Origin of the sequence: Clostridium sp. ZBS2 (assembly GCF_023845855.1) — a bacterium.
Classification (GTDB): domain Bacteria; phylum Bacillota; class Clostridia; order Clostridiales; family Clostridiaceae; genus Clostridium; species Clostridium aquiflavi.
On sequence record NZ_JAMQIF010000018.1, the window covers coordinates 14,722 to 29,415 of the forward strand.

The window sequence follows — 14,694 nt, forward strand, 5'->3', positions numbered from 1 at the left end:
TAAAATCTAGATTTATGAGTAAATATTAGTTGAGAATTGAGAGTGGAAAGTGTAGAGTGAAGGAGAAAATTCTATATTGGAATTTAAAAAACATATATTTTGGAAAGTCTTTATGACTTTCTACCAAAACTTTTAACTCTAATCTCTCCACTCTCAACTAAAAAAGTGTGGAACAACCACTTTGTTTTTTATATTAATTAGATATTAAGATTAATTACTATAGTTTGTTAATTGAGGTAGGTGTAAATATGAAAATAGATAGTAAGAAAATAGGATCTCAAACAGTTAAATTAACAAATCCACCTAAAATAATTTCTGCTTACTCCATAGTAGGACCTAAAGAGGGTGAAGGACCTTTAAAGGAGTATTTTGATCAAATATTAAATGATGATACTTGTGGCAAAGATAGTTTTGAAAAAGCTGAAAGTGAAATGATGTTTACAGCTATAACAGAGGCTTTGTCAAGAGCTAATTTACAGGAATGTAATATAGATTATCTTTTTGCTGGAGATTTATTAAATCAAATAATATCTTCGAGCTTTGCAGCAAGAAAATTTGATATACCTTTTTTTGGATTATATGGAGCATGTTCTACTATGACAGAATCATTAAGTTTAGCATCTATAATAATGGACTCTGGATGTGCAGATCATGTAGTAGCTGCAACGTCATCTCATTTTAGTTCAGCTGAAAGACAATTTAGATTTCCTCTAGAATATGGATGCCAAAGATGTGCTACTTGTCAATGGACTGTAACAGGTTCAGGTGCACTAGTATTGGGGCATGAAGGAAAATTCCCAGAGGTAACTTATGTAACTACTGGAAAAGTAAAAGACTATGGTCAAAAAGATCCTAATAATATGGGAGCTGCAATGGCTCCAGCGGCTGTAGATACATTAGTAAGTCATTTTAATGATACAGGAAGAAAACCAGAATTTTACGATGTTATAGCAACAGGTGATTTAGGGAGTGTAGGAAAAGAGTTAGCAGACAAATTAATATCGGAATATGGTTTTGATATAAGATCTAATCATATTGATTGTGGAGAAGCAATTTTTAATAATGAACAACAAAAAACTGCTGCAGGAGGAAGTGGATGTGGATGTTCAGCAGTTGTATTTGCAGGAGAATTTTATAAAAAATTAATGAGAAAAGAAATAAAGAATGTACTCTTAGTATCTACAGGAGCTTTAATGAGTCCAACTTCATCTCTTCAAGGAGAGAGTATACCAGGTATAGCACATGCAGTTGCAATAGAAATGAAATAAGTTTTTGAAAGGAGAATACATATATGGATTATTTAAGTGCTTTTATAACTGGTGGAATTATATGTATAATAGCACAAATATTAATGGATACAACAAAGTTAACACCAGGTAGAATATTAGTTTTATTTGTTACAATTGGGGCAATATTAGGTGCTTTTGGAATATATGATAAAATTGTTGCGATAGGAGGTGCAGGAGCTACTGTGCCTTTACCTGGATTTGGAAATTTATTAGCTAAAGCTGCAATAAAAGAAGTAAAAGAAATAGGATTACTAGGAGCCTTTACTGGAGGTATTAAAGGTGCTGCTGGAGGGATAACTGCTGCTATTTTCTTTGGTTATTTAATGGCTCTAATATTCAACCCTAAAACAAAAGAGTAGATTTTTAACTTTATTTTTAATCTACTAACATTTATACTATAATTAATAAATAATAATCCAGTTTATAGGCTGGTTTATTATTTATTTAATTATTAGTTAGGTGGGGGGATTTTTTGGACAAATATTGTAAAAGTACATGGCTTCAAGTTGTTGAAATGTTAGACAGTAATATACAAAAAGGACTTAATAGTAGTGAGTGTGTAGTAAGAAAAGAAAAGTATGGAAGTAATAAGATAGAATTACCAAGTGGGAATAGAGTATCTAAGAATATACTAAGTATATTTAAACAAGTACATATATTAATATATTTAATACTTACAATTTTATTATTTGTATTGAATTTTAATAATTATAAATTTATTATATTAGGATTTTTAATTATAAATACTGCAGCACTTATGTTTTATAACATTAGAAAAGATAAGGAAATTGGCTTTTTAGAAAAGTTGAACTTTGCTACGGCTACTGTAGTAAGAGATGGTCTACAACAAATAATAAAAGCAGAAGATATATTAATAGGCGATATAGTAATTTTTAAAAAAGATTCCTTGATTCCTGCTGATATAAGAATAATAAAAGCTAACAATATAAAAGTAGATGAAAAAAATATTACTGGGGAGACATTTTTTAAAGAGAAATTCGAAAGTAAAATAAGCGGTGGAATAAATTCACTTAGTGAAATGAACAATATACTTTTTAAAGGTTCTGTAATAAAAGAAGGCAATGGGGAAGGTATAGTAATTTCAATAGGGAATTCTACTCAACTTGGAAGACTTTTAGCAATGCTTACATATGCAAGCAATAGAAAGAACACCCTATTAAACAAAACACAAAAACAATGGGGAAAGTATCTGTTGTATAGTTTCCTAATATTAATATGCGGAATGATAAGTATTAATTTAGTAAAACAAGACATAAGTGATTTATATACTGGATTTTTTATAATTGGATGTTTACCAGTTTTTTTAATTATAGCACTAGCTGTTAAATATATTTCTGAATTATTTTTAAAACAAGATATTAATATTATAAATTTTTCTACTTTTGATTTAATAAATAATATTAATATAATGTGTTTAGATAAAATTGGAGCAATAACTCAAGAAAAAATGATAGTAAAAAAAATATTTACTAATAATGAAATATCTTTATCTGAGAATGTCGAATATTCTAAGGATATAAATATTACGAGAATATTAGATATATCGTTATTATGTAATAATTCTATTTATAATGTTGAAAATAATAATGGTTCAGGTGACTTAGCTGAGATAGCATATTTAGAATATGCGTCTAAAAAGAAAGTATATAAATCAATTTTAGATAATCAAAATCTTAGAATTATTGAAATACCTATGGATTTTGATAAAAAAATGATAACAGTTTTGAATAGAATAAAAAGATGGTATAGAGCTAATTCACGTGGTAATTTAGATTCGGTATTAGAAAGATGTACTCATATTATGGTAGATGGAGTAGAGAAAGAACTTACTGATGAAGAAAAATCTAAAATAAAAGAAATTGATATAAAATTTTCAGCAGAAGGTTTAATAACGGAAGCCTTTGCATATAGAAATTTTAGTTATCAACCATCAACGGATGAAAATATAGAAAGTAATATGGTTTTTGTGGGTATTATTGCTTTAGAAAATCCACTTAAAGAAGATATTGAAGAAAGAGTTAATAAAATAAAGGATAATGGTATAATTCCAATTCTATTTACAGAAGAAAATAAAATCAGTGCTATCACAACAGCAAAAAAAGCACGACTTATATATAAAAATGAACAAGTTGTATCAGGAATAGAATTAAATACATTAAGTTCTAAAGAATTAAAAGATTTATTAAATAAAGTAAGAGTATTTTCCAGAATAAATCCTGAAATAAAGTCTCAAATAATAGCTCTATTTAATAAAGATGGATATAAAGTATCAGCAACAGGAGAAAATTTGGGGGATTTACCAAGTTTAAATTTATCTAATGTTGGTATAGCTAAAGGAGAACCTTCTTTATTAGTTAAGAAAATATCCGATGTTTATATAAAAGAAAATTATTTAGATGGATTTTTTAAGATAAAAGATTATGCAACAAAATTAAATCATAATATTAATAGAACATTTAAAGGTATTTATACATTGGTTTTAACACAAATAATAACTTTATTATTGTCTTCAATGGTTGGAATATCGGAATCATTAGATATTTTTAATATATTATTTATAAATATAATTTTAAGTGTACCACTTGCATTAATTTTATTATTGAAAGATGGAATGGATATAAGCAGGAAAGAAGTGATAGGTAGATCAATGTTATTAAGTGCAATAACATTAATATCAACATATATATTAAAAGATAATAGTAGATATTTAATTTCATTGTTAACAATGTCTTTAGGTGGAATTGTATTTATTGCATTTAATAGCAATATAAGCCTAAGGCACTCATCAATAGAAAGAAAATTAATGATAATATCTTTAGTTTTAGCAATAGTATCATTAGGAGCAACATTTATGTTAAAACAAGTAGTTATAACAAATAACTGCATGATTATTTCAGCTATAATAGTAGTATTTTTACTTGTGTTTGAAATTTTATTTAAAAAGTGGCAAAACTCATTGATGAGGTGAGCTATTTGAACACAAAAAGAATTGAAGAAATAGCCAATCCAATAGTATATATTTTTATAACGCTAATATTGAGTTCAATTACTTTTGGATTGTTTTCTGATTTTAAGAAGCTTACAATTTTTATTGTTGGCTTTTTTTTAATATGTGTTTTTTATTATTGTGGAATTAACTTTATATTTATAATTAGCTTAATTTTTGCAATTGGATTATTTATTAATTTTTCTTATTACAATATTAATTCCAATGTAGATGCACAAGTAAGAATATTAAAGAATAATTCATATGAAACAATAGGATGTTATAATGGTAAAAAAATTATAATAGAAAATTTAAAAGATGAGTTAACTCAAGGCGATAAATTTAATGTAAAAGGAACATTAAAAGATAACGATATTAAACAAAAGGGGATAGTGGGAACTCTTTTTATAAATAATTTACAAAAAAGCGATGATGATTTTATAAGTAAACTGTATAATATTAAAAATAAAGTATATCAAATGCTAGAAGAAAATATTGGCAAAAGAAAGGCAGGACTTATTTCATCTATTGCATTTGGTTATTCAGAGTGTTTGGATGATGAAGATAAGGAGTATATGAAAAGCTTTGGAATAATACATGCAATTAGTGTTTCAGGATTACATGTTGCTATAGTATATAGTGTTCTAAAAAGATTTTTAGGCATTAAGCTAGGTTTGATATTTACTATAATATATGTTTTATTTACTGGCAGTAATTATTCAAGTATTAGAGCATTTTTAATGCTGAGCACATTGGAATTAAGTCACTTATTGAAACGAAATAATAATTCTATCTCAGCATTAAGCATATCTGGAATAGTACTCTTACTTATGAGACCTTATGCTGTTTTTGAAGTCTCATTTCATTTATCATATTTGGCAACACTAGGAATAATTTTGTATAATAAGAAACTTAATTATAAGTTTTATAAATTGCCTAAGGTGTTAAGAAATACTTTAAGTATTAGTTTATCAGCTGAAATTTTTACTTTTCCATATTTAGTTTTAGTGTTCAAAGATTTTTCTATCAATTTTATATTGGGAAATTTATTTTTAATGCCGTTTATTAATTTAATAGTTATATGTGGCAATATTTTACCAGTTACATATGTTATACCTAGCTTATTTGATTTTTGTAGTTATATTAATTTAGTTATATTGAAATGGTTTGACTGGACATTAGATAAATTAGAGTATTATTCATTACCTATAATCAATGGTAATGAATATATAGCTATATTTTATATGAGCATTTTAATAAGTTTATATTTTGTAAAAAATAATCAATATAAATTTATTTATTTACCTATTTTATTTATAGTAGCAATAACCATTGAACTATATAGTCCGTTACCTAAAATACAATATTATAATGAAGGTTCTTTTTTAATTACTTATAAAGGTGATAGAGTACTTGTAACAAATAAAAATAATATAGATATAAAAAAATTAAAAAATATGACTTTTGCTACAAAAACATATAGAGAAAATGGAATTATAAATATAGGTGATAAAGCTAAAATAAAAAAATATAAAAATAATTGTGTATTAAAGGTTGATGATAAAAATTATATTCTTAAAACTAATAATACAAAAGTTAATTCTAAGGATTATGATATAATAAATTTTAGCGATAATAATATAAATAAAATTATATTATTTAAAGGTAAAGTGCTATTTTAGATGTGAAGTATAGGAAGGCGGATTTTACTTTGATTAATTATGAAGTTTTTGAAAGAGAAATTGAAAAAGGAAATATAAAAAATTCATATATATTTTGTGGATTAGATGAAGAGCTTATAAAGGATTCTATAAACTCAATACTTAATAAGACTATAGGAAATGATAAAGATAATCTTAATTTAATAAGAATAGATGGTATGAAAACAAATTATGATGAAATTATGAATGCATGTGAAACTTTTCCAATGATGAGTGATAAAAAAGTTGTCATTGTATACAGAGCTAATTTTTTGAAAGATAAAAGTGATGAAGCATCCAATAAGACTTATAAAAGTATGTTGAAATATGCTTCTGACATGCCACCGTATACTATTTTAATAATGTATTATTTATTTAATGATAAAAGGGAAAAACCTAATAAGAATAAAAAGTTAAATTCATTAGATAAATTAATACCAGTTGTACATTGTGATAAATTAAGAAGAGACTCTTATATTAAGAAAATAAATGATTTATTTAAAATAAATAAAAAGAATATAGGGAAAATAGAACTTATATATTTTGCAGAAAAAGTGCAAAATAATTTTGACATAATAAAAAGAGAAATTGATAAATTGATTTCATATACAGATGGAAGAGAAATAACTAAAAAAGATATTGATATGTTAATATCATCATCTGGAGAAGATGATGTATTTGATTTAGTTGAATTAATAGCACAAAGAAAAATAGAGCGTGCAATGGATGTAATGAAGGAAATTTTATATAAATCAGATCAACATATGTTAATAATAAGTAATATTCAAAGACATTTTATCAAACTTTATGATATAAAAACTGGATTAAGACAAGGGAAAAAGATAAATAATTTCATGACAGAATTAAGATTACCACAGTTTGTTTGTGAAAAATTAGTTGCACAAAGTAGTAAATTTACAGAAAAACAATTAAGTGAACTTGTTAAATTGTGTGTTAATACAGAAAATAATTTAAAATCTAGTGGACTAGATAAGACTATGGAAATGGAATTGTTACTTATTAATACTTTAACAGTAAAAAGATAAGAAAATAAATAACCCACCAAAAATGGTGGGTTTATTAGATTACGCCATAGCGTTTAATTTCGCAGCTAATCTAGATTTCTTTCTTGCAGCCATGTTTTTGTGAACAACACCTTTTGAAGCAGCCACATCTAAAGACTTAGTTACTGCTACGAAAGCAGTTTTAGCTTCTTCAACATTGTTACCAGCTACAGCAGCTTCAAACTTTTTAATTACAGTTTTTAACGCTGATTTAATCATTCTATTGTTTAAAGTTTTAGTTTCAGTAACTTTAATTCTCTTTTTTGCTGATTTTATGTTTGCCATTCTTGATTCACCCCCTTAAAGTTTTATAGGGCCTAAGCAGTTTTCGGGGAAATCTGCTCAACGTTTAATTTCAACAAACCTTATTATAACATTGAAAGTTATGTAATTCAAGTATTAAATTTAAACATATAGGAAAAATAATAGTATTAAGCATTTATCTGATTGCTACCATTAACAATAATCTTATTTTGTAATATATGAGATAATCAATGGGTTGCATGTGGATAAGTTCTTCTAAGATTCAGATAGAGAAAGGCGATTTTTATAAGAAAAATCTAGCTAAAAATAAGAATAACTTGATATATGGAGGTAAGGTAACAATGGATATTAGAACAGATTTGGCAATTGAATCAAGGGAAATGTATATAAAAAAACATAATAGAGAAATTGATGGAGTTATTGCAGAAGAAGAAAAAGAGGGGGATATAAAATTTACTACAGTAAAGATAGAAAATGAAGATGGAGCTAAAAAAATGGGTAAACCTGTAGGAAATTATATAACAATGGATATTCCAGAATTTACAGTTTATGATGGTGGAATAATGGATGATGTTTCTAAGGTTTTAGGAAAAATATTAAAAAGACTTATTAATTTAGAGGAAAAGCAAACAGCACTAGTAGTTGGTCTTGGAAATTGGCAAGTAACACCAGATGCTTTAGGACCTAAAGTTGCAGAAAAAATAATGGTAACTAGACATTTGCAAGTTGTTATGCCTGAGGCTATTGATGATTCCGTAAGGCCTGTATGTGCTATAGCACCAGGTGTATTAGGTATAACAGGCATTGAAACCGGAGAAATTATAAGATCTTTAGTTGATAAAGTTAAACCTGATGTGGTAGTTTGCATAGATGCATTAGCTTCAAGACGTATAGAAAGAGTTAACAGAACAATTCAAATTTCAGATACGGGAATATCTCCAGGTGCAGGTGTTGGAAATAACCGAAAAGAAATAAGTGAAAAAACTTTAGGTGTAAAAGTAATTGCAGTAGGTGTACCAACAGTTGTTGATGCAGCTACAATTGCTAGTGACTCAATAGATTTAGTTATAGATGAATTAATAAGCAAATCTTCATCAGGAAAAGAATTTTATAATATGTTAAAAGATATTGATAAATCAGAAAAGAAACTTCTTATAAAAGAGGTTTTATCTGCTAATGTTGGTGAATTAATAGTAGCACCAAAAGAGGTAGATATGATTATTGAGGCATTATCTAAAATTATATCTAATGGTGTAAATATGGCGCTTCAACCTGATATGGAAATGGAAGATATAAATAAGTTTTTAAATTAAAAGTGGCTTAGCCACTTTTTGTTTTTATAAAATTAATAATTTTATAAATAAAGATAATAATTATGTAAATTTATTAATATAAATATAAAAGAAGCAAGGGGGGGTTAACTTGTATAAACTTACATTAGGAAGAAAAAATTTTAAACAACAGAATGCAAGAACTAAGTTTCTTTCCAGAATTAACAGTGGACTAATATTATTAATTATTATAGTGTTTATATTTTTTCTAAGGGTTGGCAGTGTATTGAAGCAATGTAATGAGAGAGGTGGATATGCATATGTTCAATTATTAAACTTAGGTATGCCAATAGTAAAAGAACAAGTTTATAATGAAGAAAGTTATGCGGAAAATAACTTATCTTTAAAAAATGTTTTATTAAAATCAGTTGGTTTGGACGGGTTAACATATGAGAATATATTAAAAAGCGAAGTTGGCTTTTTTAATAATATAGATAGAAATGATGAGTCTACATTAACATTTAATCAATTTAGCGTAAATGAAGACAGTATATTAAAATTTTCATCAAATGAAAAATCATTAAATAGTAAGATTTATGATGCATCCTTAAAAAAGGAACTAAATGTATCTAAACCTGAAATTTTAATTTATCATACACATACAACTGAAAATTATGCAGAGGCTCCTGCTGATACTACTGATGAAAATGCAAATGTAGTTGGCGTTGGAGATGTATTAGCAAAAGAATTAGAAGAGAACTATGGAATTTCAGTAATACATGATAAAACAAATCATAGCGTTTCATATAATGATAGTTATTCAAGATCAAGTGAAACGGTAGATAAGTATCTAAAAAAATATGGTGATTTTAAAATTATATTAGATTTGCATAGAGATTCTGTGCCTGACAAAGGTGCTATGACTACAAAAGTTGAAGGGACAGAAGCTGCTAAAATTATGTTTGTAAATGCTAAAAATAGTACAAGGTATGATAAAAATAAAGCGTTAACAGAACAAGTATTTAAAAAGACAGAAGAACTATTTCCAGGATTAACAAGAAAAATATTAACTTATAATAGAGGAAAAAATGCATTTAATCAAAGTAAAAGTGATGGAAGCTTACTTTTTGAAATGGGATCTAATGTAAATTCAATTGAAGAAGCAAAAGTTACAGCAAGATGCATGGCAAGGGTTATTGCTGAAATATTAAATAAATAGGGATTAATGAATAATATTAATGGAATAAGACCATTATTTAGATAAATATATCTAAAGGTGGTCTTTTAAAATGAGAGAAAAAAAACACGGGATATTTAGAAGAATGTTACCAGTAATTATGCTGATCTTAATTGTATTAGGTGGACTTATAAAGGTGAATATCATTAATACAAAATCATTATCTCCACTTGGAAATACAAAGCAAAATTACGAATTAGTTAGTGAAGAGTTTGGAGAAGACTTTTCAAATTTTATAAAAGATAATTCAACAATTAAAATTTATAAAGAACAAGATAAACAATTGTTGATCAGAATAGGTAATAAGGACTTAAGAATTAATGAAGAATCTATTTTTACACAGAAGTTAAAAAATTTATATAACAAAATTAGTATTAATTTTACTGGTTTAAAAGAAAATGCGTATAATTTTACTCATAAATCTAAAGAATAATATTTAGATAAAAGGGTTTGAAAAAGTTTTATATAGAAATATTAAATACATGTATGATATAATTTAGGCACTTGAAAAAAATAAAAGGTTTTATTTAAATACAATGGGGGTGACTAAACTGCCTTATTAAGGTAGTTATATATATGAGTGAAAGACAAAAATATATACGAAATTTTTCAATAGTAGCACATATCGATCACGGTAAGTCAACACTTGCAGATAGATTGTTAGAAACAACAGGAACATTAACTAAGAGAGAAATGGAAGAACAAATCTTAGATAATATGGAGATTGAAAGAGAAAGAGGCATAACAATAAAGTCTCAAGCAGCTAGATTAGTCTATAGGAGAGAGAATGGAGAAGAGTATATATTTAATCTTATAGATACTCCAGGACATGTGGATTTTACATATGAAGTCTCTAGAAGTCTAGCAGCATGTGAAGGTGCTTTATTAGTAGTTGATGCAACTCAAGGGATTCAAGCTCAAACTTTAGCAAATTGCTATTTAGCTTTAGATAATGACTTAGAAATTTCACCAGTTATAAATAAAATTGATTTACCTTCAGCTAGACCAGAAGAAGTAAAACAAGAAATTGAAGATGTAATAGGAATAGATGCAGGAAGTGCACCTATGATTTCAGCAAAAACAGGTTTAAATATAGAACAGGTTTTAGAAAGTATAGTTGAAACTTTACCTCCACCTGATGGAGATGAAGAAGCACCTTTAAAGGCTTTGATTTTTGATTCTTATTATGATAGTTATAAGGGTGTTGTATCTATTGTAAGAGTACTTGATGGTAAAGTAAAACCAGGTGATAAAATAAAACTTATGGCAACTAACAAAGTTTATGATGTAACTGAAGTAGGTGTGTTTATTCCAAGCGCGCTTGCAGTTCCAGAATTAAGCGCAGGAGACGTTGGTTACATAACAGCATCAATAAAGAATGTTAGAGATGCAAGAGTTGGTGATACTATAACAGAAGCTAGTAGACCAACAGGAAAGGCATTACCAGGATATAAACCAGCAATACCTATGGTTTATTCAGGAATATATCCAGTAGATGGAGCAAAGTACGATGAATTAAAAGAAGCATTAGAAAAATTACAAATAAATGATGCAGCATTAAACTTTGAACCTGAAACATCTATCGCATTAGGTTTTGGTTTCAGATGTGGATTCCTAGGATTATTGCATATGGAAATAATTCAAGAAAGAGTTGAAAGAGAATTTAATTTAGATATAATTACTACAGCACCATCAGTTATATATAAGGTTACTAAGACAAATGGTGAAGTATTGGATATTACTAATCCAACTAATTTACCACCAATGACAGAAATAGATTTTATGGAAGAACCAGTGGTAAAAGCATCTATAATTACACCAACTGATTATGTTGGAGCTGTTATGGAATTATGTCAAGAACGTCGTGGAATTTATATAGACATGCAATATATAGAAGAAACAAGAGCAGTAATAACTTATGATATGCCGCTAAATGAAATAGTTTATGACTTTTTCGATACATTAAAATCTAGAACTAGAGGATACGCATCTTTAGACTATGAATTTAAAGGATACAAGACAACTAAGTTAGTTAAGCTTGATATTTTATTAAATGGAGATGTAGTTGATGCATTATCAATGATAGTTCCAGATGAAAGAGCTTATAGCAAAGGAAGAGGCATAGCTGAGAAGTTAAAAGAAATAATTCCAAGACAAATGTTTGAAGTTCCAATTCAAGCTGCAATTGGCTCAAAAATTATAGCAAGAGAAACAGTAAAAGCTATGAGAAAAGATGTATTGGCTAAATGTTATGGTGGAGATATTTCAAGAAAGAAGAAATTACTTGAAAAGCAAAAAGAAGGTAAGAAGAGAATGAGACAGGTTGGTTCTGTTGAAGTACCACAAGAAGCATTTATGGCAGTATTAAAAGTAGATTAAAAATATAATAAAAATTAAACATAAGAAAAAAAGCTGACAAATTTGTCAGCTTTTTTCATCTAAAAGTATTAAAAAGCATTAATTAGGAGGAGAAAAGATGAAAGAACTATTTTTAAAAGAAATATCTTTATATATACATATTCCGTTTTGTAAGCAAAAATGCTTATATTGTGATTTTCCCTCATATTCAGGAAAAGAAAAATTTATTAGTGAGTATGTAAATGCACTTAATAAGGAGATTAGAACTAAATCTAGCAATTATAAAATTAAAAGTATATTTATTGGAGGTGGTACACCCTCTTATTTAAATGAAATAGAATTAGAGAAGCTTTTAAAATGCATTAATACTTTAAGATTAGAAGAAAATTTAGAATTTACTATGGAATGTAATCCAGGTAGTTTAAGTGAAGATAAGCTAAAAATTATGAAAAAATATAATGTAAATAGAATAAGTATGGGACTTCAATCTACAAAATCATCTCTTTTAAAAGAAATCGGGAGAATTCATACTCTTGAAGAATTTGAAAATAATTATTTATTGGCAAGAAAAGTAGGATTTACAAATATAAATATAGACTTAATGTTTGGATTGCCAAATCAAAGTGTAGAAGATTGGAGAAGAACATTAGAGAAAATAATAGAATTTAATCCAGAACACATATCTGCATATAGTCTAATAATTGAAGAGGGAACTTGTTTTTATAATTTATATAATAAAGATAAATTAAATTTACCATCTGAAGAAGAAGAAAGAGAAATGTATTTGCTCACAAAAGAATTTTTGAAAGATAATGGATATAATCAATATGAGATTTCTAATTTTGCAAAAGATGAAAAAGAATGTTACCATAATACAGTTTATTGGAAATTAAATGAATATTTAGGACTAGGAGCTTCAGCAAGTTCTTATATTGATGGGAAAAGAATAAAAAACATAGATGATATAGAACTTTATATTAAAAATATAAATAATAATAAAAATGTTGAAAATGAAATCTATAAAAATAATATAAATGATAACATGGAAGAATTCATGTTTATGGGGCTTAGAATGATTAGCGGAATAGAAGAAAGCGAATTTAAAGAGAGGTTTAAAAAAGATATAGACGAGGTATATGGAACCATAATTGATAAAAATATTAAACAAGAATTATTAGTTCGTAATGGGGGTAGAATATATTTGACATCTCGTGGAATAGAAGTATCAAATAGTGTTATGAGTGATTTTATAATATAACTTTTATAGTAAATTAGAGTAAAAATGAGAAAAATGGAGAAAAGTCAATAAAAAATCAAATAAAAGAAGTGAAGATCTTTATATTAAATATAAATAGAATTGACAAAAAACATGATAAATACTATATTAAAAACATAGTCATTAGCACTCGAACATAGTGAGTGCTAACAAAAGAGGTGAGATTATGACTATTGATGATAGAAAAATAAAAATACTTCAAGCTATTATCAATGATTATATTCATACTGGAGATCCAGTTGGCTCTAGAACTATTGCTAAAAAGTATAACTTAGGGGTAGGGTCTGCAACCATTAGAAATGAGATGGCAGATCTTGAAGATATGGGTTATTTAGAACAACCTCATGCTTCGTCAGGAAGAGTTCCATCTAGTAAGGGATATAGATTATATGTTGATAATTTGATGGAAAATCAATTGCTAACACCTGAAGAAAATTTGAGAATAAAGCAATATATTATAGATACGGCTATGTTAGAAGTAGATAAAATAGTTAGACAAACAAGTTCTTTATTATCAGAACTTACTAATTTAACTTGTGTAGTTCAAACTCCATCAGTAAATAAAAGTTTTATTAAATCACTTCAGTTGATGAAAGTAGATAGTACTACATTAGTATCAGTAATAATAACAGATGCTGGAGTAATGAAAAATCATATAATAAGAGTTAATTCAACGCCGACAATTGAGGAATTGAATAAGATAAATGCAGTTATTAATAGGAGACTGGTAAATCTTTGTATAGAACAAATAAATTTACAAGTTATCAATCAATTAAAAGAAGATTTACAAGGATACGATGAATTATTTAATGCTTTGTTAACTCCATTATATGAAACTCTAAAAAATGCAGCAGATTCACCTGATTTAATTATGGAGGGCACTACTAATATATTTAACTATCCAGAATACAACGATATTGAAAAAGCTAAGGAAATGTTATCTCTTCTTAATGATAAAGAGTCATTAAGAGATTTACTTAAAACAAATGAAGATATAACTATTAGAATAGGTGAAGAAAATTATAAGCCACAAGCTAAAGAATGTAGCATAATAGCTGCAGAATATTCTTTTGGAAATAGACCCATTGGAACCATTGGATTAATAGGTCCTAGAAGAATAGATTATTCTAAAGTAATAGCAATAATGGCTGAAATTGTAAAAGAATTAAACAATATGTTAAATAATCAGAATAAATAATTTTTATAATCAATAAGAGAAGAGGTGTAA

General features: G+C 26.8%; 12 protein-coding genes. 11 read left to right on the forward strand and 1 reads right to left on the reverse strand.

Translation table 11 applies throughout. The features are described from left to right. Positions 1-248 precede the first annotated feature (248 nt). The 5 genes from spoVAD (at position 249) to holA (ending at position 7,042) form a co-directional block, all read left to right on the forward strand. Entirely contained in the window at positions 249-1,268 is a 1,020-nt protein-coding gene (gene spoVAD, locus NG918_RS11040; RefSeq protein WP_252212614.1) for a stage V sporulation protein AD, read from the forward strand. Between the two features lie 23 nt (positions 1,269-1,291). Continuing rightward, a complete protein-coding gene (spoVAE, locus tag NG918_RS11045) occupies positions 1,292-1,648 on the forward strand; it encodes a stage V sporulation protein AE (RefSeq protein WP_252212613.1) in 357 nt (118 codons plus the stop codon). Positions 1,649-1,761: 113 nt separating this feature from the next. Next, positions 1,762-4,278 (forward strand): P-type ATPase actuator domain-containing protein, encoded by a 2,517-nt coding sequence (locus NG918_RS11050; RefSeq protein WP_252212612.1) that lies wholly within the window; start codon positions 1,762-1,764, stop codon positions 4,276-4,278. Between the two features lie 5 nt (positions 4,279-4,283). Next, on the forward strand, positions 4,284-5,978 hold the full coding sequence (locus NG918_RS11055; RefSeq protein ID WP_252212611.1) for a ComEC/Rec2 family competence protein: 1,695 nt from the start codon (positions 4,284-4,286) through the stop codon (positions 5,976-5,978). Positions 5,979-6,007: 29 nt separating this feature from the next. Next, positions 6,008-7,042, forward strand: a complete 1,035-nt coding sequence (gene holA / locus NG918_RS11060) for a DNA polymerase III subunit delta (protein ID WP_252212610.1) — start codon at positions 6,008-6,010, stop codon at positions 7,040-7,042. Positions 7,043-7,081: 39 nt separating this feature from the next. On the opposite strand, the gene rpsT is transcribed toward holA, so the two are convergent. After that, positions 7,082-7,345, reverse strand: a complete 264-nt coding sequence (rpsT, locus tag NG918_RS11065) for a 30S ribosomal protein S20 (protein ID WP_252212609.1) — start codon at positions 7,343-7,345, stop codon at positions 7,082-7,084. A gap of 320 nt (positions 7,346-7,665) precedes the next feature. Here rpsT and gpr point away from each other — a divergent pair, with 320 nt between their 5' ends. The 6 genes from gpr (at position 7,666) to hrcA (ending at position 14,664) form a co-directional block, all read left to right on the forward strand. After that, the gene (gene gpr / locus NG918_RS11070) at positions 7,666-8,637 is read left to right on the forward strand and encodes a GPR endopeptidase (protein ID WP_252226210.1); all 972 of its coding nucleotides are present in this window, start codon (positions 7,666-7,668) and stop codon (positions 8,635-8,637) included. A 109-nt stretch (positions 8,638-8,746) separates the two neighbouring features. Continuing rightward, positions 8,747-9,814, forward strand: a complete 1,068-nt coding sequence (locus NG918_RS11075) for a stage II sporulation protein P (RefSeq protein WP_252212607.1) — start codon at positions 8,747-8,749, stop codon at positions 9,812-9,814. Between the two features lie 70 nt (positions 9,815-9,884). After that, on the forward strand, positions 9,885-10,265 hold the full coding sequence (locus NG918_RS11080) for a sporulation-related protein NgaS (protein ID WP_252212606.1): 381 nt from the start codon (positions 9,885-9,887) through the stop codon (positions 10,263-10,265). Positions 10,266-10,408: 143 nt separating this feature from the next. Next, a complete protein-coding gene (gene lepA, locus NG918_RS11085; RefSeq protein WP_252212605.1) occupies positions 10,409-12,211 on the forward strand; it encodes a translation elongation factor 4 in 1,803 nt (600 codons plus the stop codon). 97 nt (positions 12,212-12,308) lie between these two features. Further along, a complete protein-coding gene (gene hemW / locus NG918_RS11090) occupies positions 12,309-13,448 on the forward strand; it encodes a radical SAM family heme chaperone HemW (RefSeq protein ID WP_252212604.1) in 1,140 nt (379 codons plus the stop codon). Between the two features lie 184 nt (positions 13,449-13,632). Continuing rightward, positions 13,633-14,664: a heat-inducible transcriptional repressor HrcA gene (gene hrcA, locus NG918_RS11095; RefSeq protein WP_252212603.1), complete on the forward strand. Its 1,032-nt coding sequence runs from the start codon at positions 13,633-13,635 to the stop codon at positions 14,662-14,664. Positions 14,665-14,694 lie beyond the last annotated feature (30 nt).

Bases quoted from the DNA above. Each gene is read 5' to 3' on its own strand.
- hemW (WP_252212604.1), top strand. From the start codon at position 12,309: ATGAAAGAACTATTTTTAAAAGAAATATCTTTATATATACATATTCCG.
- hrcA (WP_252212603.1), top strand. From the start codon at position 13,633: ATGACTATTGATGATAGAAAAATAAAAATACTTCAAGCTATTATCAAT.
- spoVAD (WP_252212614.1), top strand. From the start codon at position 249: ATGAAAATAGATAGTAAGAAAATAGGATCTCAAACAGTTAAATTAACA.
- lepA (WP_252212605.1), top strand. From the start codon at position 10,409: ATGAGTGAAAGACAAAAATATATACGAAATTTTTCAATAGTAGCACAT.
- gpr (WP_252226210.1), top strand. From the start codon at position 7,666: ATGGATATTAGAACAGATTTGGCAATTGAATCAAGGGAAATGTATATA.
- spoVAE (WP_252212613.1), top strand. From the start codon at position 1,292: ATGGATTATTTAAGTGCTTTTATAACTGGTGGAATTATATGTATAATA.
- rpsT (WP_252212609.1), bottom strand. From the start codon at position 7,345: ATGGCAAACATAAAATCAGCAAAAAAGAGAATTAAAGTTACTGAAACT.
- NG918_RS11080 (WP_252212606.1), top strand. From the start codon at position 9,885: ATGAGAGAAAAAAAACACGGGATATTTAGAAGAATGTTACCAGTAATT.